Origin of the sequence: Desulfocapsa sulfexigens DSM 10523 (genome assembly GCF_000341395.1) — a bacterium.
Lineage (GTDB): Bacteria > Desulfobacterota > Desulfobulbia > Desulfobulbales > Desulfocapsaceae > Desulfocapsa > Desulfocapsa sulfexigens.
Genome location: NC_020304.1, coordinates 45303 through 71062, shown reverse-complemented (window position 1 = coordinate 71062; position 25760 = coordinate 45303). Strand labels below are relative to the sequence as shown.

General features: G+C 45.7%; 17 protein-coding genes. 8 read left to right on the top strand and 9 right to left on the bottom strand.

What is annotated here, in order from left to right; all coding sequences use genetic code 11:
- Positions 1 to 124: 124 nt before the first annotated feature.
- Positions 125 to 2155 carry an ATP-binding protein gene (locus UWK_RS00275; RefSeq protein ID WP_015402342.1) on the bottom strand — a complete coding sequence of 677 codons (2031 nt, stop codon included), beginning with the start codon at positions 2153 to 2155 and terminating at the stop codon, positions 125 to 127.
- Between the two features lie 480 nt (positions 2156 to 2635).
- Here UWK_RS00275 and UWK_RS00270 point away from each other — a divergent pair, with 480 nt between their 5' ends.
- Positions 2636 to 3565 (top strand): DUF362 domain-containing protein, encoded by a 930-nt coding sequence (locus UWK_RS00270; RefSeq protein ID WP_015402341.1) that lies wholly within the window; start codon positions 2636 to 2638, stop codon positions 3563 to 3565.
- A gap of 46 nt (positions 3566 to 3611) precedes the next feature.
- Here the strand turns inward: UWK_RS00270 and UWK_RS00265 are convergent, their stop codons facing one another.
- The 3 genes from UWK_RS00265 to UWK_RS00255 all read right to left on the bottom strand — a co-directional run bounded on the left by UWK_RS00265 (position 3612) and on the right by UWK_RS00255 (position 5830).
- Complete coding sequence (locus tag UWK_RS00265) at positions 3612 to 4706, bottom strand: Lrp/AsnC ligand binding domain-containing protein (protein WP_167320692.1); 1095 nt, start codon at positions 4704 to 4706, stop codon at positions 3612 to 3614.
- Positions 4669 to 5286, bottom strand: coding sequence for a metallophosphoesterase family protein (locus tag UWK_RS00260; protein ID WP_015402339.1), 618 nt, complete (start codon positions 5284 to 5286; stop codon positions 4669 to 4671). The genes UWK_RS00265 and UWK_RS00260 overlap by 38 nt, the downstream gene beginning before the upstream one ends.
- A gap of 94 nt (positions 5287 to 5380) precedes the next feature.
- Entirely contained in the window at positions 5381 to 5830 is a 450-nt protein-coding gene (locus tag UWK_RS00255; RefSeq protein ID WP_015402338.1) for a cyclic nucleotide-binding domain-containing protein, read from the bottom strand.
- Positions 5831 to 6024: 194 nt separating this feature from the next.
- On the opposite strand from UWK_RS00255, the gene UWK_RS00250 reads away from it, so the two are divergent.
- The 4 genes from UWK_RS00250 (at position 6025) to UWK_RS00235 (ending at position 12913) form a co-directional block, all read left to right on the top strand.
- Positions 6025 to 6621: a Maf family protein gene (locus UWK_RS00250; protein ID WP_015402337.1), complete on the top strand. Its 597-nt coding sequence runs from the start codon at positions 6025 to 6027 to the stop codon at positions 6619 to 6621.
- Positions 6622 to 6935: 314 nt separating this feature from the next.
- Positions 6936 to 10307 carry a cyclic nucleotide-binding domain-containing protein gene (locus UWK_RS00245; RefSeq protein WP_015402336.1) on the top strand — a complete coding sequence of 1124 codons (3372 nt, stop codon included), beginning with the start codon at positions 6936 to 6938 and terminating at the stop codon, positions 10305 to 10307.
- The gene (locus UWK_RS00240; RefSeq protein ID WP_015402335.1) at positions 10297 to 12099 is read left to right on the top strand and encodes a bifunctional DNA primase/helicase; all 1803 of its coding nucleotides are present in this window, start codon (positions 10297 to 10299) and stop codon (positions 12097 to 12099) included. Before UWK_RS00245 ends, UWK_RS00240 begins: the two co-directional genes overlap by 11 nt.
- A gap of 121 nt (positions 12100 to 12220) precedes the next feature.
- Positions 12221 to 12913, top strand: coding sequence for a c-type cytochrome (locus UWK_RS00235; RefSeq protein ID WP_015402334.1), 693 nt, complete (start codon positions 12221 to 12223; stop codon positions 12911 to 12913).
- 184 nt (positions 12914 to 13097) lie between these two features.
- Here UWK_RS00235 and UWK_RS00230 read toward each other — a convergent pair whose 3' ends face one another.
- Complete coding sequence (locus UWK_RS00230; protein WP_015402333.1) at positions 13098 to 15233, bottom strand: rhodanese-like domain-containing protein; 2136 nt, start codon at positions 15231 to 15233, stop codon at positions 13098 to 13100.
- A 229-nt stretch (positions 15234 to 15462) separates the two neighbouring features.
- On the bottom strand, positions 15463 to 17199 hold the full coding sequence (locus UWK_RS00225; RefSeq protein WP_015402332.1) for a DUF3373 family protein: 1737 nt from the start codon (positions 17197 to 17199) through the stop codon (positions 15463 to 15465).
- Positions 17200 to 17497: 298 nt separating this feature from the next.
- Here UWK_RS00225 and UWK_RS00220 point away from each other — a divergent pair, with 298 nt between their 5' ends.
- Positions 17498 to 18400, top strand: a complete 903-nt coding sequence (locus UWK_RS00220) for a c-type heme family protein (protein WP_015402331.1) — start codon at positions 17498 to 17500, stop codon at positions 18398 to 18400.
- 98 nt (positions 18401 to 18498) lie between these two features.
- Positions 18499 to 19755, top strand: a complete 1257-nt coding sequence (locus UWK_RS00215) for a M48 family metallopeptidase (RefSeq protein WP_015402330.1) — start codon at positions 18499 to 18501, stop codon at positions 19753 to 19755.
- A gap of 9 nt (positions 19756 to 19764) precedes the next feature.
- Here UWK_RS00215 and trmFO read toward each other — a convergent pair whose 3' ends face one another.
- From trmFO to mutL, 3 genes are read right to left on the bottom strand one after another with little or no spacing between them, the layout of a single operon-like run.
- Positions 19765 to 21093: a methylenetetrahydrofolate--tRNA-(uracil(54)-C(5))-methyltransferase (FADH(2)-oxidizing) TrmFO gene (trmFO, locus tag UWK_RS00210; protein ID WP_015402329.1), complete on the bottom strand. Its 1329-nt coding sequence runs from the start codon at positions 21091 to 21093 to the stop codon at positions 19765 to 19767.
- Between the two features lie 11 nt (positions 21094 to 21104).
- Positions 21105 to 21668, bottom strand: coding sequence for a 3D domain-containing protein (locus tag UWK_RS00205; protein ID WP_228130025.1), 564 nt, complete (start codon positions 21666 to 21668; stop codon positions 21105 to 21107).
- A complete protein-coding gene (gene mutL / locus UWK_RS00200) occupies positions 21650 to 23491 on the bottom strand; it encodes a DNA mismatch repair endonuclease MutL (protein ID WP_015402327.1) in 1842 nt (613 codons plus the stop codon). The genes UWK_RS00205 and mutL overlap by 19 nt, the downstream gene beginning before the upstream one ends.
- A gap of 153 nt (positions 23492 to 23644) precedes the next feature.
- Between mutL and UWK_RS17970 the strand changes: the two genes are divergently transcribed.
- On the top strand, positions 23645 to 25726 hold the full coding sequence (locus UWK_RS17970) for a metallophosphoesterase (RefSeq protein WP_015402326.1): 2082 nt from the start codon (positions 23645 to 23647) through the stop codon (positions 25724 to 25726).
- Positions 25727 to 25760: the final 34 nt, after the last annotated feature.

Below are 25760 nucleotides of genomic sequence, written 5' to 3'. Positions count from 1 at the left end.
TTAAAAATGGTTGTTATTCAGGTGCACAGCGTAATTGTATTTACTTGAAGTTTTGATTGACTTTGATCCTGTATCACTCAGAACTACCATAAAAACATGTGCTAAGTCCAGCAAAAGCACACAATCATGCCGTTGGAATGATAATTTCCATTCTGGTTCCTTTACCCTTTTGAGAACTTGCGGTAATTGAACAGTTCATTTTTGAGAGCATTTTTTTGACGATAACCAGTCCCAGACCGGTCCCCTCCGCTTTCGTTGTGAAAAATGGACGGAATAAATTTCTTACTGTCTCTTCATCCATGCCGCAGCCATTATCTTCAAATATGAAAGTAATCTGATTTTTGTGCTTTTGTATCAGGGATATGGTGATTGTTTTGTTGTCACATTCAGCGAGTGCGGCAACGGCGTTGGTGGTCAGATTGAGCAGGACCTGGAGAAATGCTCGTGGGTCTACCATCCCTGTCAGTGGCTTCTCGGGATGTCGTATTGCCAGCATAACATACTGTTTTGCGAGGTCTTTTTCTGTAAGATGAATGAGCTTGTCAAGCAGAGCCCGCATGTCAGTCTCTTTAAGGTCAGGTCGTTCAAAAATCGAAAAGTTCCGAAGGGTTTTGAGTAAATATTCGACTCTGCCGATATCGGACAGACCACGGTGGATAAAACGGCTGATGGCTTCTGTGTCGTACATTTCCAGATTAGATTCCAGGACAGAAAGAGAAACCTTTATTGCGTTGATCGGGTTACCCAGTTCGTGGCGGATACTGGAAAAAATAAAGCCGATATTGTCCATCAGGTTTGCTGCTTCTGCGATGGATTCCAGGCGTTTGTCTTCGGTTATGTCACGTTTGACTATCACCTGATTTGCAACCCTGCCCTCATGATCAAGAACAGGTGAAAGAAGCATTTCTTCCTGGTAGAGGGTCTTGTCTTTTCGGTAGTTGTCAAACTGTCCGCTCCATGATTTTCCCGTTGCAAGCGCATTTTTGATTTCACCCCACAATTTCCTGCGGATGGCAGGAGTATGGAGACGTTTAATGGAGTGACCTGTTATATCTTGTGGAGAAAACCCAGTAACCGTCTTACATGCTGGATTCGCGTAAAGAACTGAACCACTTTTGTTGATAATAATTATACAGTCCGAGGACTGTTCCACCACAGTAACCAGGCGATCCCGCTCCAGGCGGTCCTGCTGATTGCTGATGGCCATGGTCAGGATATCGGAGATGAATAACAGGCTGTTTATCTGCTGCTGGTGGAACAGGCTGGCCTTTTGTGTTCTGGTAAGTCCGATGAGGCCCAGCAGTTCGTTTTCTACAATGAGAGGAATGAGCAGAAGGGTCTTTATTCCCTCCTGTTGCAGGATTGTCTGTTCCTCGGGGTCAAAATGTTCAGCGAAGTTCTGGATGGTTTGCCCTTTTTTGAGCATGTTCATCCAAACAGGAACGGAGAGGATCCAGTCATGTTTAGAGGCATTGGTCTGGTTTCTGCCATGTCGTGATAATGGTGTTCCCGCTGTCAGACTGTTGTCGAGGAGAAAAAGCTCGTCTGCCTCCAGCGCTTTGCACATATCGGGGAGAACCCTATTGAAACAGGTATGCCAGTCTGAATGCAGTGCACTTGGATTGGTGAGTTTGAGGATTGTCCTCCAAATCATATCATCTGGTGATGTGTAGCGAGGCATGAGTCGCTGGGAAGGGAGTTCTTTGCAGAAAAGAAAAATTTTCGCATGTGTCTCATTTTTCTGGTTCGCAGGGCAAAAGGTGAATGTGTACCGCCTGTCTTCCAGGAAAAACTCCTGCTCAACGTCCTTTTTGTTTAATTGACATTCGGTTAGCCCTTTCTGCAGCATGGAGCGCATGTGTTCTGGGAAATAGTCATATATTTCAATTTTATGATCGGTTTTTTCAGGCCTGGGGAAGGTTTTTTGGAAGGTGCTGTTTGAAAGAACGAGCAAACCATTGCCGTCAAAGAGTGCTATTGCCTCGTGAGGTGATTGAAAACAGGTGTCCTGGATAAGAAAAATTTCGTTGGTGTTACTGCTGGTGGGAGAGGGGGAGGTGTTCTTTTTGATTTCTTTTCGGAGGCGAAAGGACAGGAATCCGATAACAAACACTCCAAGGAAAATAATAGTGAGGAATACGTAGATAGATGTCATAGTATAATACCGGAAGAATAGGAAATTCTGTTACATTAAGTTAATACTCTAACAAGGTGGGGAAGGAAAAGCAAAAGAACCGATTTTGTGATTTTTTTTACAGTATGATGGTTCAATTATTTGGACATTTTTTTGCAGTGGCAGCTTCATTTTTGTAAAATAGCAGGATTTTGTCAGGCTATCCAGTTGATTAACGGTTGCTAGTAATTATCAGTTTAAATAAGTACCCACGGTAACTATTTGATAATAGATGGAAATGCAGTTAAGAATTTTAAAAGTAAAAAAAATTTAACTCCATTTCTGCCGTTTGCAGGAGGTGAGTTTTGCTATCTGTCTGGTATTAGAAGGTATTGTGTAGTTTGTGTTTCTGGCATGAGATATGCATAGTTGTTTTTGCTTTATCTCTTCTCTCTCCTTTCTCCTGGAAAAAGCCGGATTTGTTATAATGAATCCGGCTTTTTCTTATTTGACGATTAAATAATGCATCCATTTATAAAGATACCTGTTTGCTTAACCAGCTGTTCTTCCTATGAGGCCCCGTTTCTGCAGGCAGCCATACAGGAGCAACTCGATATTCTTGGAGTTCCGTCCACCCTTTCTGCAAAAAAGGTTCTTTTAAAACCCAATCTGATCAGTGCCGGAGTTCCAGCACTTGCCTGTTCCAGTCCACTCTTCACAGCAGCTGTTGCTGCCTGTTTTTCTTCCAGGGGGGCAAAGGTTCTGCTTGGCGATTCACCAGCTTTCGGGTCAGCGGCCCAGGTTTTGAAGCGGCAGGGATTTGCCTCTGTATTTTTCGGAGGAACGGTGGAGCACATTGACTTTCGTACTCGGGTGGTCAAAATGCTTGATTGTGGAATCAGGGTTTGCGTGGCAGGCGAGGCGCTTGGTTGTGATTACTTTGTCAATCTCCCTCGCGTTAAGGCACATGATCAAATGAGGGTCACCATGGCTGTTAAAAATGTTTTTGGTATTGTACTCGGTGCACGAAAGGCATGGCTTCATATGCGTCATGGCGAGTCTCATGAAATGTTTGCCAAGATGATTCTTGATCTTCAGAAAATTCTTCCACCTGCTCTTGTTGTTGCTGATGGCATTGAGGTGATGACACGGCGAGGTCCGGTGCATGGAGATTCGCTCAGTCTCGGCTGCCTTGGAGCATCGAAGAGTGCGGTGGCACTTGACCGGGCCATGATTGAAGTGCTTGGGGTCAATAAGGAATGTGTCCCTCTTGCAGTTGCTGCAGAGGCAGAGGCTATTGCAGGTTCCCGTATAGAAGACCTTGAATTCCCGCAATGTACTCCAGATATGTTTGCTGGTTCAGGCTTCAGGGTTCCTGAAGAACTCAGTCCTGTACGTTTTCTCCATATTCGTTATGTACGGGGATGTCTGAAAAGGATTTTTTCAGCATAGCAGTTTTCTTCTCTCCTCCCCTTGCCTTGCGTTGCGAACCTGTTTTTCAATACTGTGGTTTGATCAATGAAAGTCCGGGTATAAGCGTTTGGGTGGAGACCACTCCTTTCATGCGACGCAGGGAAGAATGGGTGAACTGAGAGATAACCTCGGCATCGGAGGCAAGGATATCCCGACTCAGGGTGGCCTTGATGACCAGATCAATTGAGCCGTGAACCGAGTGCAGTTCAACAACCTCCGGAAGAGCAAAGAGTTTGTCGAGGAGTTGTTGTTCCTGGGTCCCGTCAACGTTAACAAGGATGAAAATTGTGATGTCCCTTTTCATCTCCGGATATTCGCCCGGTCTGCTTCTCGCCATTTTTCTGCGAAAAGCTTCCATGTCACGTGGAATGAGTTCGTCCACCCCTATACCATATTCTCTTTCCGATCGTTTTTGCCATTGATGGGTGGAGATATAGAGGTAAAGATCATCCATTGTTCTGTCCGGAAAGGAGCGAAGCAGGCCGCTGTTCTTAATGAGAGTCCGAAGTGGCAGATAGATTGAGCGGTACCAGTCTGCTCCGGCCTCTTCAAGGCTCACTGCCTCGCGGTTTTCCTCAGCAAGGAAACTTTGATGCATGGTTACCTGCTCGAGCAGATATTCACTCTGACCCGGTTCAGTAAAATCAATAACTTTTGGAATACCCACCCTGTCTCTAAATTCGATTTTCTCCAGATATAATCTGTTTTCAACGCTCTCATTGGAAGGGAGCAGTTCCAGTATTTTAGATTGGATGTGGCTTTGGCCCAGCTTTCGTGCGGCTGTAACCCGGTGATGTCCATCAACTATGTAGAAATTGTCCTTGATCTGATAGAGTGAAACGGGCGGGATGGGTCGTCCTTCCTGCATGGCCTGGATTAGGGATGTTAATCGTTCTTCGGAGCCGGCCCCTTTAAGACGGAATTGCTTGTCAAAATCGCTATACCGGCCCACCGATCCCTTAATTTTGTCGAGCGGGACAGTGGCTGTACCCCGTTTAACAGTTTCGTACGCTTTTTCATTCTTCCGAACCTGATCGAAGTCTGTTTCCCGGGTAGGAAAAATACTGTCTTCAGGGGTACGACTAGCTTTTTGCCTGTTCTTCCACCAGTTCTGTTTCAAAGAAAAAAAATCCATAGCAGTTGAGTACCTTTGTTTCGCAGACCTGGGTGAGGCGGTCGGCAGGAGTTTTGAAAAATGAATGTATGTGGCCGTGGACAAACCAGACCGGCTTATGTTTTTTGATCAGAGAGCTGAAACTCCTGAAACCTTTATGGCAGGGGTCTTCCTTATCGTTGATGAATCGTGGTGGTGCATGTGTGATGATGATGTCCATCCTGTTCACTTGTAATAGTTGAAACCAGAGGCTGCGAATTGTTTTTTTCATTTCCGGTTCAGTGTACTGGTTTTTGCCGCCATTGTACCAGCGGGAACCACTGAGGCCCATTATCCGTATTCCCTGTTCAGTAATAATTTGTGCATGGATATTTGTACAGCCGAGTGGTGGGGAATCATCGTAGCGAATGTCATGATTCCCTTCAATATAATAGAGGGGAACACTGTAGAATTCTCTCAACTCGGTTAGGTATTCGGGTGGAAGATCTCCACAGGCCAGGATGATATCAGGATGAGCAGGAAGGAGGGTGTTCCCTCTGGTAAGCAGTTGCTTTTCAACCTTGTCAGATACCGAAAGAATTTTCATAGATACTCAAGGGGACTCAGAGGAGTTTCAGGAGAAGGAGGAGGGTATCGTCAAAATAACTACTTTTGAAATTCTTAGAATGAACAGTAACTCCTTAATTATCTTCAGGTATCTCGTGTTGGAGGAGCTGTTCTTTGAGGATAGATACTTCTTTTTGGAGTTTCTTGAATTTCTTACGATAATACGTTGCCTGCTGTTCCGCTTCTTTGAAGCGAAGGATGAGCTGACTGGTAAGAGGTTTCAGAATAGGCAGATCATTGTTGAGCAGTGCAAGACGCAGGGTGCGATCCTTAACCATGATAACCCGGGTAGGTTCTATAGCAATTCCGCTTGCACAGCGAGGAGCATCTGTCAGTACCGCCATTTCACCGAGGATGTCACCACTTGACATGAGGGCAACGACTTCCTTTTCTCCGTCGGTATTTTTACACACTTCCACCAGGCCATTGATGATGAAGAAAATACAATCACCAACATCATCCTGCGCAAAAAGTGTTTCCCCAGCTGCAAAGTCTCTAGTTATGAACTTGCTGTTGTCAGGCATAGTGTTTGTGATGTGGCTGAAATGAAAAAACGGTTTCGATCGTGAGGGAATATCTCTTAGACAAGAATACTAAAAAGAGTGTACGATGGAAAGATATTTTTCAAACAAATCTTTTTTGTCATGGCGTGTGGGAACTGAAATCCTTCACTTTTTCGCTGAATATTTATTGGAATGCAATCCTCTGGACACTTGTTATGTCTCGACTTTTTACTTGTGCTGAAGAAATTATCCTGGCCTCCGGGTCCCCAAGAAGACGTGCATATCTGGAGGAATTGGGAGTTTTCTCGCGTGCCGTATCGGCGGATATTGAAGAACGTAAGTATCCTGCAGAAACGTCTGTGAGCTATATTGAACGCCTGGCTAGAGAGAAGGCCGGGTATGTGGCTGAAAGATATCCTGGCTTTTGGATTGTTGCCGCCGATACCGTTGTCTGTCTCGATGATATGGTGCTCGAAAAGCCTGTCAATGAGGACGATGCAGTAGATATGCTGTTGCGTCTTTCCGGTCGGGAGCATATTGTGCGTACGGCTGTTTGCCTGCAGAATCAAGCTAAGAGTGTTTGTGATACAAGTCTGGTGAGTACAGGTGTATCTTTTTGGGAGGTGACCGAAGAGATGATTCGGGCGTATGTTCGTACGGGGGAACCGATGGATAAGGCGGGAAGTTATGGTATTCAAGGAAAGGGAGCATTTATGGTTCGGGAAATTCATGGCTCCTATTCAAACGTTGTCGGCTTGCCCCTTTATGAATTCCTTGGGATGTTGTGTCGATACAAGCTACTTGGGAATTAAAGTGAGAAATTGTACCATTTTATCCTGTTAAGCCAGCAGAATAACAGGTGTCTTTCTTGACTTTTGCCCCGATAGCGTGTAGCTAAATAGGATAGGGAATGCGTTGCAGCTCAATGGTTGTAGGAAAAGTCGTAGTAAGGAGTAGCTAGAAAATAATTCTCATGTCCTAACTGTTTATTTCTGTGTTTATTTTGTTTGTTTGCGTGAACGATATGTTCAGCGTTGTCATTCAGAGCCAGGCAAGTTGGGGGATTTTGTAAAACGCATTTTCGGCTGGATAGTTGTAAATTATCTCTTCAATCTTGGTGTTTTATATGGCGCAGGGCGACAGGCAACAGGAAAGTCTTGAAACATTAAAATTGATTAATGCAGCGTCCACCGCACTCCGTCTTTACCCGGAAGAGTCTTCTCAGGTGCGAAATTCCATTGAGAAAGCCTACCAGGGAACAAAACACTATCTCCGCAAGAACCAGTTGTTACGATTTTCCTTCCTCAATGGCAGATATCTGCTCAATGGAGAGCCCGTTGATAATCCGACACGGGAGCGCCTCCAGTTACTGACATTCAGTAGCCAGTTGCAGAAGATGGAACTGGATGAAATGGTACTCTCCAAAGGTTTCGACAGACCTACTTTTAAAAAGATTCTTTCTGTCTTCAGCGCCACTCCGGAACAGATAAACAGAGTTGGCGGCAGCAGGGCTTTTATTGATTCTCTTAAGCTTGCAGCAATCTTCCCGGAAGCATATTGGGCGCCCGGTGAAAGTGAAGAGGAGAAGAGAAAGAAACGGAAAGTTGATCAGATTTTGAAGGAGTTGTCCGGTGGTATGGTTCGATCGGAGCATATCTTGTACCTTGTTGGTCGCAAAAAAGAGAGTGCCCTTCGACGTACACTGGAGGAGATTTTTCACGTTGTTGAGAGTGGTGCTCATATTGTAGCCTCCACTACGTATTCCCTGGTGCAAATCCTCCATAAAGATCACATTGTTGTCGTGGCACCAGCATTCTCTAAAATGCTTGCCACTATAAGCTCACTTCTATCGAAGGACCAGTATAATAAGGTGAGTGATGCTGCCGCCACCCTGCTTGCTCCTCACCTTGATCAACGTGTGATTCTTATGCTGCTCTGTCAGGACTTTTCGTCCCCCTTTGGGGAAGTTTTTTACAAATCATTGCTCAGGATAACAGACACCGAGACTCTGACAAAGGTAATTGAGTGGATACAGGGGCAACAGAAGCAGGATGATGGGAAGAAGAGTGATAAGTTCATGGCCCAGTTACAGGTCATTTCAAAGGCGTATGAGAAATTGGCGGCAACGTCGCGTGGAAAACAGGTTATTGCCCTGGGAACAACCAAAGTTATCCTGCAGCAGACCGAACGTGGACGAAAGGGGGCACGGCTCCAATCCGGTATTACAGCTCTTGCAAAGGGGAACTTGGCAAGCCTGAAAAACAGTGAGGTGTGTCAAAACCTTCCTGCAACCATTGAAAAGCTGTTGGCCAACGATAAGGAAAGTGTGGCCGCAGCTATTATTCAGAACGTGGTAAAGGGGCTGGCCAAAAAGGACCACGAGTTGCGTCCACAGTTAGCTCTGGCTCTTGGTGCTGTGGCCCATAAACTGTCCTGTCTGAATCGCTGGGACTGGTTGGAAAAATTGACCCCTGTTTGTCTTGCATGGATACGGGAAAATGAAGTGGCTGACAGGAGTCTGGAAAAGAATGTGCTTGCCATGCAGGCCATGATGAATCATGCCTGGTATTCAGATAACAACAGTCTGGCCGAGGATATCCTGGATGTCTTTTATTATATTCGCTCGGGTGCATTTGAAAAAAATGATGAGATACGTAAGCTGGTTGGTCGCATTCAGGATAAAAATGTAGATGTGCTTCTTCTCCGGGGATATCTGGAGCGCTGTTTTGTGAGACCAGTTGATGAGATGATCTGCAGGAAGATAATCATGCAGGGACCTGTGGCTGCACGTTTTCTTCTTGATACGCTGATTGCTTCCGATAAACGGGCAGACCGAATACGTCTCCTGAAGATACTCAGCGAACTTGGAGCTGATCTTGTTCCCGTACTACTCGAACGACTTCCTGATCCCATGCCATGGTATGGGAAACGAAATATAATTCGTTTACTTGCTGTCACTGGTTCAGAAGAAGATGTTGAAGAAATTTTGAGTTATGCCTCCCATGATGATCTACGGGTTCAGCAGGAGGTGCTGCAGTGTATTCTTCGGATTGGCAAGTCTTCCACTGCAAGATATCTTGTGGCAGCTCTTTCTGGATCTGCGGTGCAGACAAAAATTCAGGTGGTGAGAAACTTAAGGCCTCTGGCCGATGAATCTCTTGTCGAGCCTCTTGCAGGTTTGTTGAGCGAATGCAGTTTTTACGGAGGGGCAGATAAGAAAACATTGGCCCTGGAAATCAGTAAAACACTTGGGGCCACTGACTCCTCGATGGCCTTGGTACCGCTGCAGAGTATCATTGATGGTGGTCGCAACCAGTTTGGTCAGGAGAGTGTTCGTGCTGCAAAACTGGCAGTTGCCCTTATTGAGGAGAAGGAGAACTCACAAAGGAGTGGCCTGGATGCCAGGGTAGAGAAGCACCAGGAGGCTAGAACTGCCGCAGTGGAATCTGTGGTAAAGAGCGTACCGCCTCCTGTTGAGAAAGAATACGAGCCAATTACAGATTACCCGGAAGAACGTGAAGTGTACGCCTTACTGGGTAAGGACAAGGCGGAATCTGCGAAAAAAATACTTAGTGCACTGATTGAAAAAACGGCCCAATTGAGAAAATTTAATGAGGCAGAAGCATTACGTCTCCGTCTGATTGATATAGATGCTATGGCGTTGGCTGAGATTATCAGGGCCGCAGAAATTATAGAAGATGCCAAAAGTAATTCAATTGATCAGGGGCATATCCTTATCTGGTCGGATTTGTATGACCTGCTGACGACGGAGGAATTTAATGTTTTGTATCATTCTCTGGAACATGAAACCTACCCTACAGAGACCATTATTGTTAAACAGGGGGATCCCCAGTGGCGTCTTTTCTTTGTGAATAAGGGACGGGTGAAACTCTATTTTAACGAAAAAGAGAATGAAACGCTGGTGAAGACGGTTGGTCCTGGAAATGTCTTTGGTGGGGCCTCCTTTTTTGATGATTCAGTATGGACTCTGAATGCGGCAAGTATGGGGAGCGTAGAGTTGTCCACTCTTTCCATGAAGTCTGTAGATGAGTGGCGGGAAGAGCATCCAGCCATTGAAGCGAAAATCCAGGACTACTGTCTTAGATTTGATAAGGTGAATGATTTTTTTCTTAGCACGGGTGCTGAACGGCGTCAAGAAGAGAGAATTCCACTGGCGGATTCAATCCACATCATCCTGCTCGATGACAGTGGAGAACTTACAGATACGACTATCCGCGGAGAAGGGAGTGATATCTCCACAGGAGGATTGTCATTTCTGTCGAGGATAACCCAGCGGAAACAGGCACGAACGCTTCTTGGGCGTCAAGTGAAGATTTTTTTTAGTGATAGTGAAGGACACGAAAAACAGGTGAGTCTTTCCGGAACCGTTGTTGCCGTGCGTAACCTGTACTCTGCTGAGCCTGGCCGTTCTGTTCACATCAGTTTTGACACTGAACTTGAAGCTAAGAAAATGACGGATCTTATTAATGGTAACTGAGCTGAATGATAGTGTTGCGGAATTCTACCAGCGTAATCTTGTAAATGCCAGGGGCGAAAAAAAACATCTGACCGCCGATTGTCCCTTTTGTCACGAAAGGGGATTTGACCCCCATGATCGATTAGTTGTTTTCCTCAAAAAGAGCGGTTTCTTTCATGGTTATTTTCGTTGTCTGAACAACTGTGTCCCCGGTGGCTTTCCTCTCTGGTTTGCTAAGCTGTCAGGTATCGATCTTGCTAAGGTTCCTGGTTATGACCCTGACCGGGAACCAATTCTAAGCACCGCTGACTATCCCTCCGCAAATAGAAATCTTGAGATACAATCCTATGAGGGGAATTTCACAGAACCACTGCTGGATCGCTTTAGTGAGAAAGGGATAGGGCAGGATGCTCTGTCTCAATTGCATGTTGGCTTCAATGGACGCTATATTGTTTTTCCCTATTTCCAGGAGGATGGAAACTGCTACGCTGCCCGTTGTGTCTTTCCTGACCGTCAGGATGATTATTTCTGGCATGGTAATGAACAGTTCTTTAGTGAGGAGTATCAGATTTTTAATGTGGAGGACATAAATCGTTGTGAAAATGGCAGCCTTTTTCTCTGTGAAGGGGAAGAGACACTTCTCGCCTTAAAGCAATTAGGATACCCTGCTGTAGCAGTGCCCGACTCTCATGTGCTTGAGAGTATCGATCCGCAGAGGTTTGCTTTTATCAAAACCCTTTTTCTAGTTACCAGTAACAGTGCCGAGGCTGAAGCAAGTATGCGAAAACTCGCCGCTCGTATAGGGTATAAGGTGCGACCATTCAGGTGGCCCGTTGGATTGGCAAAAGATTACACTCTATGCCAGCTGGCAAAAGATAAAGGCAAGCAGTTTCGTGCTGCTGTTTCTGCGTTGATTCAGGGTGCCAGGGCCTTTTCTCCTTTCACGACTCCATCGCGGGAATATGCGCATTTCCAGGAACAGCTTTCCATGGAGGGGGGATCCTCCTACATGGCTCTTAGAACAGGATTTCCACTCTTCGACGACGCTCTTGATGGCGTTCACGGTATTAATGTCGTAGGTGGAGCGCCAAAGTCAGGGAAGTCCACTTTTTTGATCCAGATAGCCACTGATATGGCATTGCGCAACATTCCGGTATTGTATTATGACTTCGAAAATGGTCGTCAGAAACTGTATCATCGTACGCTTTGCCGCTTGAGTCAACTCTCTTCAGAGGCAATACGGAAAGGATCTTTCAGCCCTGACGAGGCGGCACGATATAGGGGGGCCTGCGAACGCCTTCAAGAGATGCTGCAGTTTTTCAGGGTTATCAATGACAGGCAGGTAACTCCGGAAATTATGCGTCGTCATATTGATTTTATCCACCATGAGACCCATAGCGATTATACAATTGTCGTAATAGATAGCCTGCATAAGTTACCATTTAAGGATTTTTCAGAACGAAGAACAGGTATTGATGCCTGGCTGAGACAAATGGAATCCATTCGTGATGAATTGAACGTCTCTTTCCTTGTTATTTCAGAACTTTCCAGGGGGGATGGGAAGAGCTATAAGGAAACGCCGCATCTTGGGGTTTTTAAGGGTTCAGGTGATATAGAGTACAGTGCTGATAACGCCATGGTGCTGTATCCGGATTGGGACCCACTCAGTTCTGTGACCGAGCAGAGACGAAGAAATAAACTCTGGCTTGTTGCCAGCAGAGAGCATAGTCCCGGGCTGATTGCAGAATATGAGGTGGATTACCCCTATTGGGGCTTTATTGAAAGGCAGTCAGGTGGAAAATATAACGAATAGCAGAGAAAGGGAGTAAATTTACTTGGTAATTTGTCTGCAGTCATGTATCTTTCTTATTGTAGAAAAAATGACCTTTTGCAGGGCATTGTGAATAAAAAAACGTTTTTCTGAGGAGTGATTTATGAAAATGTTTGCGTCAGCCATGGTTGCTGGCTTGTTGTTTGTTGCAGTACAGGATTCTCAGGCTGCCTTTGATTCTATGGGCGGGAATGCCCTTTGGGGGAAGTATGCTATTCAGACCTGTCGCTCATGTCATAAGGAAAAAGGACTGACATCTTTACAGCCTCAGGAACGGAGTGCTGAGGCGTGGGAAGTCTTTTTTGCTAACGATTACAAGAAATTAAGGGAGATGGATCATGATTTCTCTGCTGTTGGAATTAATGATAGACAGCTGGAGAATATTCATCGTTATCTTGTTGATACTGCAGTGAAAAATAATTCAGGAAGTGCTGCTGTCGCTGCCATGCCCCAGAGAACAACAACACAGTCCTCCTCGGCGATGAAGAAAGCTGCCAGTAAGACCAGTGCCACGAACCAGGAAAAGTTCGATATGGATGCGGGTAATGCCGGTAAGGGACGTTATATCTTCCGAAAATGCCTGGCCTGTCACAAGAAAAATAATGCCCCTATACTGTCTCCTGCTGATCGCACCAAGAAGGCATGGGATCGTTTCTTTACCAATGACTTTAAGAAGTTAAAAAAGGCTATGCCAGAATTTGATAGCTATAATTACTCCATCGCACAGCTGGAGCATCTCCATCAGTTTTTTCGGCAGTACGCACTTGATGCTGAAAAGCCCAAGACTTGTGAATAGAGAAAATTAGCTGGTATTCTGTTGTAAAAAAGGCCCCCTTCCTGGATCAGGGAGGGGGCCTTTTTTATTTGGGGAAGGAGAGAATTTGGAAAGTTTTCCTTGAGTTCAGACTACCCGCTGGATGTTCTTGCCTGTCGCCTGTGGGGCCTGTTTCAGGTGGGGTAGAAAAACTAATACTCCAATTTTATTGAAATTCTGCAGACCATTCAGCCCATGAGCCATCGTGGATTCTGACGTTGTCGTATCCGAGGTAGGTCAGTATCATATAGAACTCTGCAGCCAGCATATTCGTATTGCAGGTTACAATGATCTTTTTTTCTCGAGACTGGTTTATGCCGGCTGTGGAGAGCAACCAGGATAAACGCTCATCAGAATGAATCATTCCTTCACCGTCAACGACAGTCTGTAATGGAAAGCTCAGAGATTCCGGGATGGAACCTCCTTTCTTCGTGATATCAGATCGTTTCATATGACCATTGTGCTGGGCAGCATTGCGGACATCAACCACTATAGCCTGTCCGGAACCCATGAGTTCGATAATACCATGGTTGTCCACAAGAGGGTTTGTAGCCTTAACAGGATAATCGTTCACCTTTGCCTGAGGTGCTTTTCCCTTAGCAAGGGTGAAACCACTCTGTTCCCATGAAGAGATATTGCCATCGAGAAAGGAGATTTTCTGATGGCCAATCATCTGTAATGCCAGAAAAACTATACCACGACCACTGTGCCCATCATCGTAGAGAACCACGCGGGTATCTGGGGAAAGTCCAAGACGCGGACCGCCTAAAGTTTTGGCGAGCTCTTGAGGAGATAGCATCATGTATGGTGGAGTAGCTTCGGCTCCTGTTCTAAAGAGACAGAAACAGAGGTGATAGGCTCCTGGAATGTGTCCTTTTTCGTATTGTGCTTTGGTCCGGGTATCTAGAATGACAAGATTTTTATCCTTATAATGTTTTTTTAACCAGTCCGCGGAAACCCGCATGGCTGGGTCGGGATGGGTTGGGGAAAGGATAAACGAACGTTTTGTCTGAACTTTTTCTGGGATATCGGTGGACTTTAGCAGGACATGGTTGTTGGCTACAATGGCGTCAAAGGGCACAGTATCCTGCGTCAGGAAAAGGTCTTTGTTTCCATGGCAGTGATTACAATCTGCAGTCTGCCAAGTCCGCCGCTGGATTGTGTGGGGTGTTGCCATTTTGTAAGTGGGAAGGGCTGAGAATCGCTTCATCTTTCCAATATCATTTTTAAAGGTGTCTCGATGAATGCCTACTTCGCGCATGAGAACATAACGCGCACCTTTTTTGTCTGGATTCAGTCCAATCTTGAAATTCTGCTTTGGGGGAGAGGATTGTGAATAGGAAACACCGTTCTCATCTAAGCCGATGTGACAGGATGTGCAATTTTGATAAGGTGCTGCATGGCATACATAGCATGAAACATTCTTATGAGTGACATGCTCGGGAATCGGGCCAGTGGAGATGTCTGTGTGGCAGTCGATACACTGGGGACGCTGGTCAAAATGATATCTGTTTGTTGCTTTCCCGGCGGAGGCATGTAATTCAGGCCCGGAATGGCAACCGGAGCAGGTCATTTGGTGTTTGCGATAGTGCACATCGCCTTTCCCGTTTTTGCCAATGAAATCATTACCGGTAGGGGAGGTATGGCAGGGAAGGCACTGGTCAACAAAGTCAGGTTTTTTCTTGAAAATATGCCCCTGTCGCAGGCCACCTCCAGAAACGGCAGGCCTACTGACATGACATGATCCACAGCTTCCCTGGTGGCAACTAAGGCACTGCTTTTGAAGAGTGGATTCCTTCATACTATCCATTTGTTCCCTGCTGCATCTTTTTTCAAGAGATGCGTACAGTGGGGTGGCGTTCATGTGTAGTGAGTTGATAGCCTTTGAGACGATGTCTTCATGACACTGGCCACATGTTTCCGTACTGCTGAGACTTGGATCTCTCAGCATTCCGGCGTGGGCGGTTGCCGGATCATTGCTGTCAGGATTTCCGAGGTGGCAGAGTTGACAGGGGATTTGTCCATGAGTGGAGGAGAGAAAAGACTCGCTTACTAGGATTTTTTCATAAAGATCAAATGGTGCCTGTTTTACACCATATCCATTACCTATCTGTCTGGAGGAAATTTCAGGATCTCCCTCGCCATACATGATGGCTTCTTCTGTTAATTCGTCTATTAACTCAGGATCTGTATGACAAAGAGCGCATTGACTGAGCTCTGCTCCCTTGACGATGTTTGCAGGTGCGAAGGAAAGGCCGAGCAAGGGAATGATAAAGAAAACAGCTTTTTTGGCAGAGAGCATGTATATCTCCAGCTATGAATTATATTGAGAACGTTTTTCTAAGGTGATTAGCAAAAAAAGGGGGCAGGTCGAAAATTTCGGCCTGCCCCCTTTGTGCGGTGATAAAAAGTCTCAAGTAGGAAGAACTTAGAAGCCGTTACGAAATACCATAGACATTTATATCAATTTCGTTACGGCTCTTATACCGCTCCGGTTACTTCAATGGCCATGTTTTGTTTTTTATAGTGGCTTACCAGCGATACACAAGGTTCATGTAATAGTTCCACATACTTTCAGTAACAGGGAGAAAGGCATCAAGTGCACTCAGCTCTCCAATTTTAACAGGTGCGCCCATGGGATTACCACTTCCTGAGTAGTCGTAGTCATAGTACTGGGCTCCGATGGAAAGAGTGAGCTTGTTCTCTACCATTGGATGGTTATAGAAGACCTCATAAACGGATCCACGGGTAGCTAGTTTGGAGCCGGCAGGATTGTCTTCACCGCCTGTGAAGCCGATCCAGTATTCTGAACCCCAGTTGTACTCAAATCCAATGCTTGCCTGCCATGGAAGCTCAGTTTTGACACCGGCCCAGATAGAGTAACCAGTACGGTCATTTTGTTCTCCGTTGGAGTTAAGTAGAGCGTCAGTACCAAGGAGTTGCATGGTTGGGTTTGCTGAAAGTCCTGAAGGTCTGGCATGGCTCATGGCCAAATCAACAAAAAAATCAACCTGGGCAAATTTTGATTGTGCAAGCAGGGTGACGATGTCAATGGAGCCGATATTAGCAGTAGGTTCTGTACGGCTGATATAGGCGCCATCATTGGCGTTCATTTGAAATTGGTCGTATTGTCCGTCACCATTAAGATCCTGGCCATTCAAAGTGAAGGGGGTAACAACGAGACCGGAGAATCCATCGGTTACGTTTGCCGCATGGGCATACATGTTTGTTATTGTAGTGTTTTCATCTTGGTACAGATTGGCAATCCATCCTCCAAACTGCATGTCATCGATGTCAGAATTGTAGGACATGGAGTAGGAGTTTCCTGAACCGACTCCGGACTCAAAGCCAACCCCCCAGCATAGTTTGAAGTTCGCTCCAGGAATTCCTGTTATGTCGGCAAGGCCGAAACCAAGGGAGGCACCATCAAACTGCCAGTTGATACCATGGGCCATGGGGGAGCCACCAACCATACTGGATGTTGAAAATTCAGCAGGGGCACCACCGAGTGCGGGACGCCTGCCTAGGGAGAAGTGATAGGGAACGTCACCCATATCGCCAAAATAGGTAAAGAAGGCACGCTCTACACGGAGGGCTGAGTCACTACCATTACTGTGGATGTTGCCATCCATTGTGACTGCATTGGGGCCACCATTGTACCATTTGACTCCCGTAGAATCGCCGAAAACTTTGGCTGCTGAGAGACGTCCGACAAAGGAAAGGGAGTTGGCTGGTTTTGCTTTAAGATCCAGACGGATGCGACTGGTGAAAAGAGCATCATTATCAATAGATTGTTTTTCAGTCCCCTGCTGTTTCATCATCTGCTGGATCTGGGCCATTTCAGCTGAGGAGAACTGTGACCCTGCAACAGCCATCTGACCAATCATTATTTGACTGGCTGCAGGCATGGTTGCTACGTCCATATGAATGGAGTTGAGCTGGGTCTGAAGTTCTACACCCATGGTAACTCTGTCCAGTGCGGTATGTTTTTCGGCGTCACCAAGTCGTTCGTCAAGTTCATCAACAACCTCTACAACATCCGCAACTTGAGCATCCTGCTGTTCTTTCATCTCAAGAGACATCTGGAGCATCTCTTCTGCTCCGGCAAGACGTTCGTTGAGATCCAGAACAATGTTTTTCAACATGTTGATTTCATTTATAAGTTCTTCCTGTGACAATGCTGTTTGTCCAGCAAATGCTGTCCCTGTGAACACCTGCGCTGAAAGCACTGCGCCAGCAAGACCGATCATGGTGTAACGCTTTATCATGGTTTCTCCCCGAAGAAACTTCATATTCATATGGTAACTATTCTTAATCAAAGAATTTCCTTTCTCCTAACCTATTTTTAGTAGAGCTTAGGCATGTTTGTCAAGGAGAAAGGCGTGTAGAGGGAGAGAATGGAGCAGTTAAAGAATTTCGTTTATTGCTTTGAAGGTCCTGAAAAAACAATAAGTTTTTCGATTTCTTGCTTTCATTTAAAAGAAGAGGTGCTATACTTGCCCTAAATTCAGCAAGTAGTAATGAAAAACTTGTTAGGGAAAAACGAAGGTATGGAGGATGCAAGAAATGGGGATACGGTCAAAGTTTATTATCATTATCACAGTATTGAGTCTGTTGGCGACTATAGCCATTGGGTATACAAGCTATATGCTCAGTCGGCAGAGTGCCATTGCTGAAGCTAAAAGCAAAGGCGAGATTATTTATAATTATATTGAAGCCAGTTCCACGTTTTTTGGTAAAGACCAATACCCTCTCATTAAAGATCTTATAGACGATAGAGACACCTTTATACCAGAGCTCATGTCCAGGTTTGTTGTCAATCGTATGGAATATGAGATTTTTCAGGAAACACTGGAAGGATATATTTTCAAACAGGCAACTCTCGATCCTCTCTGGCCAGATAATAAAGCCAATGCGCAAGAGGAGGGTGTTATTCAGTACTTTGCCTCCAATCCTCAAGCAACCGAGCAGCAAGGTGTCATGGATAAGGACGGTAAAAAGTATTTTTATACAGCAAAGCCCATTAAGGTCGATAAGGCGTTTTGTTTGACCTGTCATGGTGACCCTGCCGATGCCCCTGCTGATCAGCGTGATATTTATGGTACTGAGAATGGCTACAACTGGAAGATGGACTCTACCGTTGGAACATCCATCATTTATATTTCCATTTCAAAGACGCTTGCAGATGCCAAGCAGTCTGCTATGAAGATCTTCTTTGTCGGTATTGGCTGTCTGCTGGTAACAATTATCTGTATATGGGTTTTTCTTGATAGATCGGTTGTGGCGCCTATTATCCACCTGTCAGATGCAGCCAAGGATATCAGTATTGGTAAAAATCTTTGTGATTCTATTCATACCGATTCAAACGATGAGATAGGTGGACTTGCTAATTCCATTGACCGGATGCGGATCAGTGTCAACAAGTTGCTGAAACGTACCTGTCCAGATCGTAAGGAACAGAAGAAATAAAATCGTCTGTACATGATGGGAAGGGCCGTTGCAGAGTTTACTGTAACGGCCTTTTTTTGTTTGTTGTCGGAATAACAATCAAAGTATTTGCTGAATCTATGGAAACGAATAGCTGGTTGCTCTTTATACTTGTAATCCTTGTCGGGAATTATCTTCTGGAACTGTTTTTGTCATACCTCAATATCAAGGCTTTGCTAAATGAGGTGCCGAAGGAGTTTCAGGATGTATTTGATAGAGAGGAATATCGTAAATCCCAGGAGTATACCAGGGCGACAAGCCAGTTTGGCCTGATAGAATCTACTGTCAGTACCCTGTTTGTACTTGGTTTCCTTTTGGTCGGAGGTTTTAATTCGGTTGATCTCTTTGTTCGTAGTTTTCAACTGGGATCAATTGTCAGCGGTGTCGTCTATATCGCTCTTCTCCTCTTGCTCAGTTCCCTGCTTTCTCTTCCTTTCAGTTTCTATTCAACCTTTGTTATTGAAGAACAATTTGGTTTCAATAAAACAACCATAAAGACATACTGTGCCGATATTCTAAAAGCACTTTTTCTCAGTGTGCTTCTTGGAGTGCCGGTTCTTTACCTAATCCTCTGGTTCTTTGAGACTGCTGGGGATCTTGCCTGGGTGTACTGCTGGATAGGACTGACACTGATCAGTATTGTTCTACAATTTCTTGCGCCTGTCCTGATTATGCCACTTTTTAATAAATTTATTCCCCTCGAAGATGGAACATTGAAGGAAAAGGTACTCGCGTTTGCCAAAAGTGCTGCATTTAACATCCAGGGAATCTACACCATGGATGGATCAAAAAGATCTACTAAACTCAACGCATTTTTCACTGGTTTTGGAAAATTCAGGAAAATCGTCTTTTACGACACCCTCCTTGAGAAACTTGATGAAGATGAAGTCGTTGCCGTTCTTGCCCATGAAATGGGACACTACAAACATCGACATATCTTCAAAATGATGGTGATTTCTGTTTGCCATACCGGCCTCCTCTTTTTCCTCCTTTCCCTTTTTATTGGCAATGAAAAGCTCTTTGCAGCTTTTCAGATGGAGCATGTCTCCATTTATGGTGCGTTGATTATTTTTTCCTTTATTTTTTCTCCACTGAATCTTCTTCTTGGAATTCTGGTGAATGTTCTTTCACGAAAACATGAGTATCAGGCAGATCGCTATGCTGCAGATTCTCCCAGCCGTGGCGCAGCACTGGTTAGCGGGCTGAAAAAGCTCTCTGTCGCCAATTTGTCAAATCTTACCCCCCATCCGGCGATGGTCTTCTTCCATTACAGCCATCCGCCGGTACTTGCAAGGATATGGAAACTCCGTGGAAAAACAGAAAATGGGGATGTGTAAGTTGTACTATTAGCTTGGTGTCAGTCCAAGTTGCTCCCGCCACAGGTGCAACGCTGTCATTGACTGTTCATTGCGTTTTTCTCCGCGCAACTTTTTCGGAACTTTTTTTTCCCAGGAAGGGAAAAGACCAAAATTGACATTTGACGGTTGAAAACACTTCGGATCTGACCGGGTGAGATGACCTATAAGAGCCCCAAGGGCTGTTTCGGGTGGTGGCGCAATAACGACTTTTTCCAAAATGGATCTGGCTGCATTGAGTCCAGCAAGCATACCCATTGCAATTGACTCAACGTAGCCCTCAACACCTGAGAGCTGTCCTGCAAGATAGATATTTGGAGCATTCTTTAACTGCAGGTCTGGCTCCAGGACTTCCGGAGCACAGACAAAAGTGTTACGGTGAATTGACCCAAGTCTGACAAAGTCAGCATTTGCCATCCCCGGGATCATTCTGAAAATACGCTTTTGTTCAGGATAGGTGAGCTTTGTCTGGAAGCCGACCAGGTTGTATATAGTTCCTTCCCTGTTTTCCATGCGTAACTGAACCGCCGCGTACGGGTCCTGGCCAGTGTTGGGATTACGCAACCCCACAGGCTTCATTGGCCCAAAACGCAGTGTTTCCTCACCCCTTGCCCGCATTACTTCAATCGGCAGACAACCCTCGAAGTACTTCTCGTCTTCGAAGCTCTTAAGTGGTACCGTCTTGCCCTTTCCCAGTGCATCAATAAAAGCGAGGTATTCTTCCTTGTCAAAGGGACAGTTCAGGTAATCTCCAGGGCCATCCTGCCAGCGGGATTTGGAGTAAATAATGTCCATGTTGAGTGATTCTTTGGAAACAATGGGAGCAATGGCATCATAGAAGGCGAGACGCTCTTTTCCTGTGAGTTTTACCAATGATTCCGTCATGGCTTCAGAGGTTAGGGGGCCGGTGGCTAAAATAATTGGAGTGTCAGAGTCTGGATTGAGTTCTGTCTGCTCCTCGTGATGGATGGTGACGAGAGGGTGGGCAGTGATTTTCTCCGTTACTCTGGTAGCAAAATCCTCCCTGTTTACGGCAAGAGCCTGGCCAGCAGGAACAGCAGTTTCATCGGCAACCTGAATGAGGAGAGAGCCCATGATTCGCATCTCCTCTTTCAGTAATCCGACAGCGGACGTTGGGGAGTTGGAGCGGAGAGAATTGCTGCAGACGAGTTCCGCCAAGGATGATGAGCTGTGCGCCGGACTGAATTTCTGTGGCTTCATTTCGTAGAGATGAACGGCAATTCCCTGCTGTGCCGCCTGCCATGCGGCTTCACATCCAGCGAGTCCGCCCCCTATAATTTTTATATGTTGTTTTTTCATAGTGTGTTTTTTTAAGGTTTCTCTATTATTACTGAAAGTTTGCGTCGTCCCCACAGCAGTGCGTCCGAATGGGAATCAAAGTAGAGATCAATTCGGTCCGGTCCTTTAATAGCTCCGCCGCGATCTTCTACTTCCCCCCAGCCCCAGCCTGGAACATACATTCGTGTCCCGAAAGGATAATACCTGGTATCGGCTGCTATGGTTCCATCTTCCGGGAGAAAATACCAGGGAAAGAAAATCAGTCGGGTCGGGATCATCCATGGTCGCTGTATGGTGTCCATCGAGAAAAAGCCCTCTTCGGGCTCATTTGGATAGGAGCCGCTGGCTGTCTGTCCGGTATAATCCCTTCCTGCTCCTTTTCCTGCACTTACGTACCGATTCCAGAAATCCAGCTTCAGGTAGGCCCAGGATCCGCGTTCCCAGGAACAGCATTTTGAGCAGCCGCAATAGGCAGTGGTTTCCATTAACCTGCTTACGGGTGGTTTAGCGCAGGCACTACATAACATGCAGAGAAGGATAAGGAGGAAGAGAGTCTTTTTTTTCTGGAAAAAATGCATCAGGAGCGGTGAAACCATTTTTTTATTTCCGTTTCCGTGAACTGCTTCAGTACAGGCCTCCCATGAGGACAGTGGGAAAAGAGATCGGCACGCGCCATGCTGTCAAGGAGTGCCTCGATTTCTTTTAATGAGAGTGCATCTCCCGATTTTATCGCAGCTTTGCAGGCCATTGAGGCAAGAACATCTTCGAGGAGTGAGCCCTTTCGTTGATTGCCTGTCGGGCTACCGAACTGTTCCAGGATATCGAAAAACAGTTCAGCAGGGGCAAGATGATTTCCCAGGGCGGGGACTGCAGAAATAACATAGGAATTACCGCCGAATTCACGTATTGTAAATCCCATCTTGTCAATCTCCTGACCGTACTGTTCAACCTTGGCGGTGTCTACCACGGAGAGTTCGATGGTTTCCGGAAAGAGGAGAGTCTGGCGGGTGATATTTCCCTTGAGAAATTGTTTTTTGAGTTTTTCGAAAAGCAGACGTTCATGTGCCGCATGCTGGTCAATGACAACCAGGCCGTCGCTTGACTGGCAGAAAATATAGAGTTTGTCGTACTGGCCAATAATCTTCAGACCGTGTCCCTGGGGTTCCTGTGGCAGAGGGGTCGGTCTTGGCGACTGGTTTTGCAGTGATGTTGTCGTTGATCTTTCTATTTGCGGGAGCGGTTCTGCAGTAGATGTGGTGACAGTCGGAAAGGTCTCCGGTATCACTGTTTTAATCTGCTCTTCTGTTTTGATTACCGTCTGAAGTGGCACAACAGAAGGGGCGGTGTAGGGCTTTCCTTTGCTGGATGATTCGGGGTGGGATACTGCAGCGGCTGGAGATTTGAAAAAAGAACTCTTCAGGGTTTGTTGATACCCCTGCATGCCCTGCTGAATGGCCTGGACGATAAGCTGATGTATGTCTCTGCTTCGTCTGAATCGTACTTCCTGTTTGGTTGGATGAACGTTAACGTCAACGTCGGCCGGGTCAAGGTGGAGGTGGAGAAGGCCAGCGGGATTTCGTCCTTTCATAAGAAAGCCGCGTAATCCTTCAGCAACGCCGTGGGTAAGCATCCTGTCTTTAACAGATCTCCCGTTAACCAGTATTTTTATACGGGCAGATCCGGTCAGAGGTGAGTCGGGTGGCACCAGAAGACCGCTGAGGCGTGGCAGGGAACTACCGGGTTCGGAGTAGCCGATTTCGATAAAAGAGCCGCTGTAGTGCAAAACGGTGGCAAGACGCTGGGCAAGGCCCTGGCTATGGTCCAGATGCAGTGTCTGCCTGGTGTCAATTCGGAGGATAAAGGCAACCTGAGGTGCCGCAAGGGCGTAATTTTTAACAACTTCATCAATGTGTCCCAGCTCAGTACGTTTGGTGCGGAGGAATTTTCTTCGGGCAGGAGTGTTTCCGAACAAATTTCTTATTTCAACGATGGTTCCGCGTGCAGATCCGGTTTCGTGGATTTTATAAAGCTTTCCGTAATTCAGAACGGCTGTAGTGCCAAAATCTGCAGATTGTTCCCTTGAAGTGATGGTCATTCGTGAGACTGAAGAGATAGAAGGGATTGCTTCACCGCGAAAGCCCAGGGAGTTGATGGCCTCAAGATCAGCATCGGCGAGGATTTTTGACGTGCCATGGCGCTCCAGGCAGAGAAGGACGTCGTCCTCATCCATGCCTTCACCGTTGTCAATGATCCGGATCAGTCGTGTCCCACCATCCTCAACTTCAATTTCAATTCTGGTGGCACCTGCATCCAGACTGTTTTCAATGAGTTCTTTAACAACCGAAGCCGGGCGTTCCACCACTTCACCTGCAGCAATGCGATTGGCAAGTTGTTCAGGAAGGACACGAATTTTTGACATAGGATAAGGAGGAACTGAGAATTTAGAGAATCTGGTTTACCCGGGTTTAAATTTCGTGGTAAGCTGTATAAGCAATATCCTTATTACAGATTCCACTAACTGATAGCGTAATATAACAGTTTTTTCACGTTTACCTTAGTTTTTTTAAGAGTCATGCTTGATCCCCTGAAAAAAAATCTTGTCCCCATAGAACATCTTCAGAATATACGTGGTGTGCAGCTGCCGGTTCGTCTGAATTTTGTTCAACTGGTGGTAACCGGTCCTCCTGGAGCTGGCAAGACCTATTATATTAATCATGTGCATGGTTGGCCTAATGAAGGGTATGTGGATTTAACCCGCAAGGGATGGTGGAAAGATCAAACACTTACCTACAGGCCGCGCGAGGTGCACCTTGGTTTTCCGTTTAAAGGGTTTTCCGAGGCCTTAACTGTTTTTGATAAGGAATGGCTGGAAGCGGAGGAGCCTTTATTTCTAGAGCTTGAAAAAATTCAGATTCCGCCTGAAAAAAAATATTTTTTCCAGACAGACTGGAGAAACCGTTATATTTTCGAGTTTCTGCTTCCCGATCCTCAAACTATATTCAGACAGCGTATGGAGCGACATAAGGAAGGGTACTTCCCTGTGGATAAAAACCTGACATTGGAGATGGTCATTCGTCAAGTGGATATTTACCGTGAAGTCGCCTTGTATATGCATCAGGCAAAGATGCAGGTGTATGTCCGTGGCGGACTGAATAAGCCCCCCATGCGAATAGCTGGGAAGGATGACGTCAATGTTCCAAAATGGGCCAGAGAAGAGTCTGACCATCAACGGGATCTGAAGACCTTCTCCGGTTGGAAGTCTCTGCTTTTACGCAGGGACCCCATAGAGTGGTTCACAGTAACCGATAAATTACAGGTACTCGATAAAGACTGTCGTATTCCCCACGACGGAAAAACATTTGAAATGATTATTGGGGAGCAGAAGCTTGTTTTTCACCCGGAGATTCCCATCGGGGTAAAGAAAAAGAATATTCAGAAAAACTGGCTGATTTCTCCATCTAAGGCGTGTACGGCTGATACTATCAATGGTTTTGCCAGAATACGAGTTGGAGAAAGGGTGCTCATCGGTCGCGATAATCACCAGTATGATGAAATTTTTCATTTTCCGAACAGTGTGGCGAAAAGACATTTGACGGTTATGAATATCAAGGGTGATTTAAGAATCAGTCCCCTCGATGGCAATACCCCGATCCAGATTGTTCGAAGTGGAGAACAGGATATTCGGGAACGGATCGGGACGAATCGCTATAATGCAATTTTGGGTATTCGTGAAATCTATGGGGAATCCATCACCATGCTGCCCCCCCTTGAGGCTATGGAAAGTATCAAAGAGGTCAATACAATCCTTTCCAGTGAGCCCTATAGGGAAAAAGATGACAATGGTGCATCTGGTGCACTCCTTGAGCTTCCCGATGATTTAAGACTACTGATTGTTGGTGATCTCCATGCCCGGGTAGATAATTTTCTGAAAATTCTAAATGAAAATTGCCTTCTTGCTCACCTGGCCTCAAATCGTGCTGCTCTCATTATTCTTGGGGATGCAATTCATTCCGAACTTCCAAAAGAGATGGAAGATATGGATAGCTCCATATTGATGATGGATCTGATTTTTAAAATGAAATGCCATTTTCCCGAAAATTTCTTTTATCTTCTCGGCAATCATGACAGCTTTGATAACTCTCTTGCAAAGAGCGGGGTCTTTCAGGGGGTTTTGATGCGGAAAAGACTTCAGGAATTGCGGGGGGAAGAGTATGTCGAGGAGATGCAGAAGTTTTACAATGGACTTCCCATTGTAATGAAAACTGATTCCTGTGTGGCGTGTCATGCAGCTCCTCCGCGGAAGGAACTCAGTCGCGAAAAACTGATTAATCTTCGAAGTTATCCTGAAATATGTTATGAACTTTTAACGAACAGGCTCAAGCGATCTCATTACTTAGCCGGTTATGAGAAAAGGGATGTGAAACAGTTTCGGAGAAGCCTTGGACTTCCTAAACGAACCCCATTTGTGGTTGGCCATACACCCCTTGATCCCTTTAATAGTTTTTGGAAAAATGTTGGAAATATCAAGGGGCATCATATTATATACAGTGGTCGTGAAGACGGGCCGAGTCTTTTTATACAGATACATAAAAAAATGATACCGTTAAGCTATCCGGCGGAACCCTTAACGAAAATAATAAATGAAATGAAATGAGTCCTATGAAATTCTGTTTATCTTTAACAGTTCT

Bases quoted from the DNA above. Each gene is read 5' to 3' on its own strand.
- UWK_RS00275 (WP_015402342.1), bottom strand. From the start codon at position 2,155: ATGACATCTATCTACGTATTCCTCACTATTATTTTCCTTGGAGTGTTT.
- UWK_RS00270 (WP_015402341.1), top strand. From the start codon at position 2,636: ATGCATCCATTTATAAAGATACCTGTTTGCTTAACCAGCTGTTCTTCC.
- UWK_RS00260 (WP_015402339.1), bottom strand. From the start codon at position 5,286: ATGAAAATTCTTTCGGTATCTGACAAGGTTGAAAAGCAACTGCTTACC.
- UWK_RS00255 (WP_015402338.1), bottom strand. From the start codon at position 5,830: ATGCCTGACAACAGCAAGTTCATAACTAGAGACTTTGCAGCTGGGGAA.
- UWK_RS00250 (WP_015402337.1), top strand. From the start codon at position 6,025: ATGTCTCGACTTTTTACTTGTGCTGAAGAAATTATCCTGGCCTCCGGG.
- UWK_RS00245 (WP_015402336.1), top strand. From the start codon at position 6,936: ATGGCGCAGGGCGACAGGCAACAGGAAAGTCTTGAAACATTAAAATTG.
- UWK_RS00240 (WP_015402335.1), top strand. From the start codon at position 10,297: ATGGTAACTGAGCTGAATGATAGTGTTGCGGAATTCTACCAGCGTAAT.
- UWK_RS00235 (WP_015402334.1), top strand. From the start codon at position 12,221: ATGAAAATGTTTGCGTCAGCCATGGTTGCTGGCTTGTTGTTTGTTGCA.
- UWK_RS00230 (WP_015402333.1), bottom strand. From the start codon at position 15,233: ATGCTCTCTGCCAAAAAAGCTGTTTTCTTTATCATTCCCTTGCTCGGC.
- UWK_RS00225 (WP_015402332.1), bottom strand. From the start codon at position 17,199: ATGATAAAGCGTTACACCATGATCGGTCTTGCTGGCGCAGTGCTTTCA.
- UWK_RS00220 (WP_015402331.1), top strand. From the start codon at position 17,498: ATGGGGATACGGTCAAAGTTTATTATCATTATCACAGTATTGAGTCTG.
- UWK_RS00215 (WP_015402330.1), top strand. From the start codon at position 18,499: ATGGAAACGAATAGCTGGTTGCTCTTTATACTTGTAATCCTTGTCGGG.
- trmFO (WP_015402329.1), bottom strand. From the start codon at position 21,093: ATGAAAAAACAACATATAAAAATTATAGGGGGCGGACTCGCTGGATGT.
- UWK_RS00205 (WP_228130025.1), bottom strand. From the start codon at position 21,668: ATGGTTTCACCGCTCCTGATGCATTTTTTCCAGAAAAAAAAGACTCTC.
- mutL (WP_015402327.1), bottom strand. From the start codon at position 23,491: ATGTCAAAAATTCGTGTCCTTCCTGAACAACTTGCCAATCGCATTGCT.
- UWK_RS17970 (WP_015402326.1), top strand. From the start codon at position 23,645: ATGCTTGATCCCCTGAAAAAAAATCTTGTCCCCATAGAACATCTTCAG.